We start from the raw sequence: 6,000 nt of genomic DNA, 5'->3' as shown, positions 1-6,000 counted from the left end.
GCCGAGACGCCCATGTGGTGGTTGACCGGGGCGCCGCGCATCGACAGGCGGCGCGCGCCGCCGAGGAGCGTGCCCGCGGTGTTGGCCGCGGCGCCCGGCTCGCAGAGCGCGGGGCGACCCTCCATGCACGGCACGCAGTGCCCGCAACTGGGCACGAACACCATGACGACGTGGTCGCCCGGGGCGAGGGCGGCGACCAGGGGGCCGCACTCGACCACTTCCCCGGCGGCCTCGTGGCCCAGCGCCATCGGCACCGGGCGCGGCCGGTCGCCGTTGATGACCGAGAGGTCCGAGTGGCAAAGCCCGGCGGCGCGCACGCGCACGAGAACCTCGCCGGGGCCCGGCGGCGCGAGCTCGATTTCCTCGACCCGCAACGGCCGGCTCTGCGCGTAGGGCGGCGGCGCACCAACGGTGTGAAGGACGGCGGCGCGGGCTTTCAAGGCGATCTCCCCGGGAGGTGTTCGCACGAGGTTATCGCCCGGCGCCCGGGGGGCGCAAGGCGGCCGCCGGAAAGCAAAAAGCCCGATCTCTGTGGAGATCGGGCTTTTTTGTTTGTGGTCACGGTGCTTCGCAACCACGGGTAAGGCCCTGGCGATGACCTACTTTCTCACGGGCAATCCGCAATATCATCGGCGCGACGTCGTTTCACGGTCCTGTTCGGGATGGGAAGGGGTGGGGCCAACGCGCTATGGTCGCCAGGAATTCGGTATGTGGCCTGCGGTGCTCTGCGGCCACGGTCGTGGGTGCCCTGTTTGTTCGTGTTGGCGGTGCTTCGCAACCACGGGGGCATCCACGCGCTTGTTCGGGGGGTCATGAAGGTGTGGGTGTTGCATTGCGCCGGCGCTGTTTCCCGGGTGGGGGAGACGGCGCGCACAGGCGTCTGGTGCAGAGTTATAGGGTCAAGCCGCACGGGCAATTAGTACTGGTTAGCTCAAGGCGTTGCCACCCTTGCACACCCAGCCTATCAACGTCCTGGTCTCGGACGACCCTTCAGGGGGGTTGGACCCCCGGGAGATCTCATCTTCAGGCAAGTTTCCCGCTTAGATGCTTTCAGCGGTTATCTCTTCCGCATTTAGCTACCCGGCAATGCGACTGGCGTCACAACCGGTACACCAGGGATGCGTCCACTCCGGTCCTCTCGTACTAGGAGCAGCCCCCGTCAAATCTCCAACGCCCACGGCAGATAGGGACCAAACTGTCTCACGACGTTTTGAACCCAGCTCACGTACCACTTTAAATGGCGAACAGCCATACCCTTGGGACCGGCTACAGCCCCAGGATGTGATGAGCCGACATCGAGGTGCCAAACTCCCCCGTCGATATGAACTCTTGGGAGGAATCAGCCTGTTATCCCCGGCGTACCTTTTATCCGTTGAGCGATGGCCCTTCCATACAGAACCACCGGATCACTATGACCTGCTTTCGCACCTGCTCGACTTGTCAGTCTCGCAGTTAAGCACGCTTTTGCCATTGCACTATCAGCACGATTTCCGACCGTACCTAGCGTACCTTCGTACTCCTCCGTTACAATTTGGGAGGAGACCGCCCCAGTCAAACTGCCTACCATACACGGTCCCCAATCCAGCTAATGGATCTAGGTTAGAACCCCAACAACATTAGGGTGGTATTTCAAGGATGGCTCCATAGATTCTAGCGAATCTACTTCAAAGCCTCCCACCTATCCTACACAAATGTTATCAAAGTCCAATGTAAAGCTACAGTAAAGGTGCACGGGGTCTTTCCGTCTAGCCGCGGGGAGATTGCATCTTCACAAACATTTCAACTTCGCTGAGTCCCAGGAGGAGACAGTGTGGCCATCGTTACGCCATTCGTGCAGGTCGGAACTTACCCGACAAGGAATTTCGCTACCTTAGGACCGTTATAGTTACGGCCGCCGTTTACCGGGGCTTCAATCAAGAGCTTGCACCCCATCATTTAACCTTCCGGCACCGGGCAGGCGTCACACTCTATACGTCCACTTACGTGTTTGCAGAGTGCTGTGTTTTTATTAAACAGTCGCAGCCACCTATTATTTGCAACCTTTTTCTGCTTCATGCGCAAGGCATTACACATACCAAAGGCACACCTTCTCCCGAAGTTACGGTGTCATTTTGCCGAGTTCCTTCTCCTGAGTTCTCTCAAGCGCCTTAGAATTCTCATCCTACCCACCTGTGTTGGTTTGCGGTACGGTCTTTATTTAACTGAAGCTTAGCGGCTTTTCCTGGAAGCATGGTATTACTCACTTGGCACTCCGAAGAGTGTTGCGTTATCACATCTCGATTTAGTCACTCGGATTTTCCTAAGTAACATATCTACTTGCTTGAACCGGGATATCCAACGCCCGGCTGAGCTAACCTTCTTCGTCCCCACATCGCATTAAACAAAGGTACTGGAATTTTAACCAGTTTCCCATCAGCTACGCATTTCTGCCTCACCTTAGGGGCCGACTCACCCTGCGCCGATTAACGTTGCACAGGAAACCTTGGGTTTTCGGCGAGGAAGTCTTTCACTTCCTTTATCGCTACTCATGTCAGCATTCGCACTTCCGATACCTCCAGCAGCCTTTACAAGCCACCTTCACAGGCTTACGGAACGCTCTCCTACCATTTACATTGCTGTAAATCCCTAGCTTCGGTGTATAGTTTAAGCCCCGTTACATCTTCCGCGCAGGACGACTCGATCAGTGAGCTATTACGCTTTCTTTAAAGGATGGCTGCTTCTAAGCCAACCTCCTGACTGTCTATGCCTTCCCACTTCGTTTACCACTTAACTATATCTTTGGGACCTTAGCTGAGGGTCTGGGTTGTTTCCCTTTTGACACCGGACGTTAGCACCCGATGTCTGTCTCCCATGCTTACACTCTTTGGTATTCGGAGTTTGCAATGGTTTGGTAAGTCGCGATGACCCCCTAGCCATAACAGTGCTCTACCCCCAAAGGTGATACATGAGGCACTACCTAAATAGTTTTCGGAGAGAACCAGCTATTTCCAGATTTGTTTAGCCTTTCACCCCTATTCACAGCTCATCCCCTAGTTTTTCAACACTAGTGGGTTCGGACCTCCACGAGGTGTTACCCTCGCTTCATCCTGGCCATGAATAGCTCATCTGGTTTCGGGTCTACACCCAGCAACTTGACGCCCTATTAAGACTCGCTTTCGCTACGCTTCCCCTACTCGGTTAAGCTTGCTACTGAATGTAAGTCGCTGACCCATTATACAAAAGGTACGCAGTCACCCTTACGGGCTCCCACTGTTTGTATGCAAGCGGTTTCAGGATCTATTTCACTCCCCTTCCGGGGTTCTTTTCGCCTTTCCCTCACGGTACTGGTTCACTATCGGTCGATTACGAGTATTTAGCCTTGGAGGATGGTCCCCCCATCTTCAAGCAGGATTTCTCGTGTCCCGCTCTACTTTTCTCAATCTTAGTTCCACATTTGAATTTTCATCTACAGGGCTATCACCTACTATGGCTTAACTTTCCAGAAAATTCGATTAATTCAAATGCTAAATATTGAAGGCTGATCCCATTTCGCTCGCCACTACTTTGGGAATCTCGATTGATTTCTTTTCCTCTGGATACTTAGATGTTTCAGTTCTCCAGGTTCGCTACACTTAATCTATATATTCAATTAAGGTTGACTCTTGCCTAATAAGCTCTTTTATCTAATTCTCGAAGAACCAATTAGACAAGAGTCGGGTTTCCCCATTCGGACATCTCCGGATCAAAGTTTGCTTGCCAACTCCCCGAAGCTTTTCGCAGGCTTCCACGTCCTTCATCGCCTGTAATCGCCAAGGCATCCACCACTTGCACTTATTCACTTGATCCTATAACTTTAAAAATTATCAAAGCTATAAAAACCATATTTAGTTACTTTTCATATCTTCTTTCATTACAAAGATACAATCTTAACCCTTAGCTTCCATTAACATCAATGAAAGCTATTATTTTCCACATTTTTAAAGAACAAAAATACATAGACAATAGAGGAACCGTCACGAACCTATCATTCCCACCATTTTAATATTTATTAACTATTATTGGTGGAGGTGAACGGGATCGAACCGATGACCCCCTGCTTGCAAAGCAGGTGCTCTCCCAGCTGAGCTACACCCCCTTTTATGCCGTTGGTGGGTCTGGGTGGACTTGAACCACCGACCCCACGCTTATCAAGCGTGTGCTCTAACCAACTGAGCTACAGACCCAAATAAGTCTAAGCACCATTTCTCATAGATCATAAACTAGCAAAAACTCTGGCTCTTAGCTCTGTCTATAAAACAATCGATAGGTTGTGAGTACTTGACACAGTCATTTCTTGAAAGGAGGTGATCCAGCCGCAGGTTCCCCTACGGCTACCTTGTTACGACTTCACCCCAGTCATGAACCTCACCGTGGCAAGCGCCCTCCTTACGGTTAGACTACCTGCTTCTGGTGAAGCCCACTCCCATGGTGTGACGGGCGGTGTGTACAAGACCCGGGAACGTATTCACCGCGACATGCTGATCCGCGATTACTAGCGATTCCGACTTCACGGAGTCGAGTTGCAGACTCCGATCCGGACTACGACGCGCTTTATGAGATTAGCTCCCTCTCGCGAGTTGGCAACCCTCTGTACGCGCCATTGTATTACGTGTGAAGCCCTACCCATAAGGGCCATGAGGACTTGACGTCATCCCCACCTTCCTCCGGTTTATCACCGGCAGTCTCATTAAAGTGCCCAACTAAATGATGGCAATTAATGATAAGGGTTGCGCTCGTTGCGGGACTTAACCCAACATCTCACGACACGAGCTGACGACAGCCATGCAGCACCTGTGTTGCAATTCCCTTTCGGGCACTTCTTCATCTCTGAAAAATTTTGCACATGTCAAGGGTAGGTAAGGTTTTTCGCGTTGCATCGAATTAATCCACATAATCCACCGCTTGTGCGGGTCCCCGTCAATTCCTTTGAGTTTTAATCTTGCGACCGTACTCCCCAGGCGGTCAACTTCACGCGTTAGCTACGTTACCAAGCCTATTAAGACCCGACAACTAGTTGACATAGTTTAGGGCGTGGACTACCAGGGTATCTAATCCTGTTTGCTCCCCACGCTTTCGTGCCTGAGCGTCAGTGTTAACCCAGGGGGTTGCCTTCGCCATCGATGTTCTTCCACATCTCTACGCATTTCACTGCTACACATGGAATTCCACCCCCCTCTGCCACACTCTAGTCTTGTAGTTTCAAACGCAATTCCCAGGTTAAGCCCGGGGATTTCACATCTGACTTACAAAACCGCCTGCGCACCCTTTACGCCCAATAATTCCGATTAACGCTTGCACCCTACGTATTACCGCGGCTGCTGGCACGTAGTTAGCCGGTGCTTCTTCTGTTGATACCGTCATGAATTATGATTATTAGTCACAATCTTTTCTTTTCAACTGAAAGAGCTTTACAACCCGAAGGCCTTCTTCACTCACGCGGCATTGCTGGATCAGGCTTTCGCCCATTGTCCAAAATTCCCCACTGCTGCCTCCCGTAGGAGTCTGGGCCGTGTCTCAGTCCCAGTGTGGCTGGCCATCCTCTCAGACCAACTACTGATCGTCGCCTTGGTAGGCCATTACCCTACCAACTAGCTAATCAGACATCGGCCGCTCCAAAAGCATAAGGTCTTACGATCCCCTACTTTTCTCCTCAGAGATTATGCGGTATTAGCGCATCTTTCGATGCGTTATCCCCCACTTTAGGACACGTTCCGATGCATTACTCACCCGTTCGCCACTCGCCACCAGACCGAAGTCCGTGCTGCCGTTCGACTTGCATGTGTAAAGCATGCCGCCAGCGTTCAATCTGAGCCAGGATCAAACTCTTAAGTTCAATTCTGGTAAAACTTTCGCTTGACGTCGATTTTGATTAATTTATCAATTTCTACATTTTAGCGAATACTAATTAAGCTTTTAAGCAATAAATTTGCTCTTTTGACTTATCAAGTACTCACACCTATCGATTGTATTTTTTTAAAGAAC

At 51.5% G+C, this 6,000-nt stretch carries 1 protein-coding gene, 2 tRNA genes and 3 rRNA genes; all 6 read right to left on the bottom strand.

All coding sequences use genetic code 11. The annotated features are described in order from the left end of the window. Nucleotides 1–440 (bottom strand): alcohol dehydrogenase catalytic domain-containing protein (locus tag KF839_RS08870; RefSeq protein WP_292917473.1); only part of this gene is annotated, 440 nt, incomplete at its 3' end. A gap of 146 nt (nt 441–586) precedes the next feature. Beyond that, nucleotides 587–700: ribosomal RNA gene (gene rrf, locus KF839_RS08865) — 5S ribosomal RNA — on the bottom strand. Between the two features lie 195 nt (nt 701–895). Continuing rightward, a 23S ribosomal RNA gene (locus KF839_RS08860) occupies nt 896–3,824 on the bottom strand. A 214-nt stretch (nt 3,825–4,038) separates the two neighbouring features. Beyond that, nucleotides 4,039–4,114, bottom strand: a tRNA-Ala gene (locus tag KF839_RS08855). An 11-nt stretch (nt 4,115–4,125) separates the two neighbouring features. Further along, nucleotides 4,126–4,202 (bottom strand) — tRNA-Ile (locus KF839_RS08850). A gap of 113 nt (nt 4,203–4,315) precedes the next feature. After that, a 16S ribosomal RNA gene (locus KF839_RS08845) occupies nt 4,316–5,851 on the bottom strand. Together the 16S, 23S and 5S rRNA genes with 2 tRNA genes alongside form the textbook arrangement of a ribosomal RNA operon. Between the last annotated feature and the right edge of the window lie 149 nt (nt 5,852–6,000).

The sequence above is a fragment of the Nitrosomonas sp. genome (assembly GCF_019635155.1).
Taxonomy (GTDB): domain Bacteria; phylum Pseudomonadota; class Gammaproteobacteria; order Burkholderiales; family Nitrosomonadaceae; genus Nitrosomonas.
The sequence above is the reverse complement of the archived record's forward strand: the minus strand, read 5'-3'. Positions and strand labels throughout refer to the sequence as shown.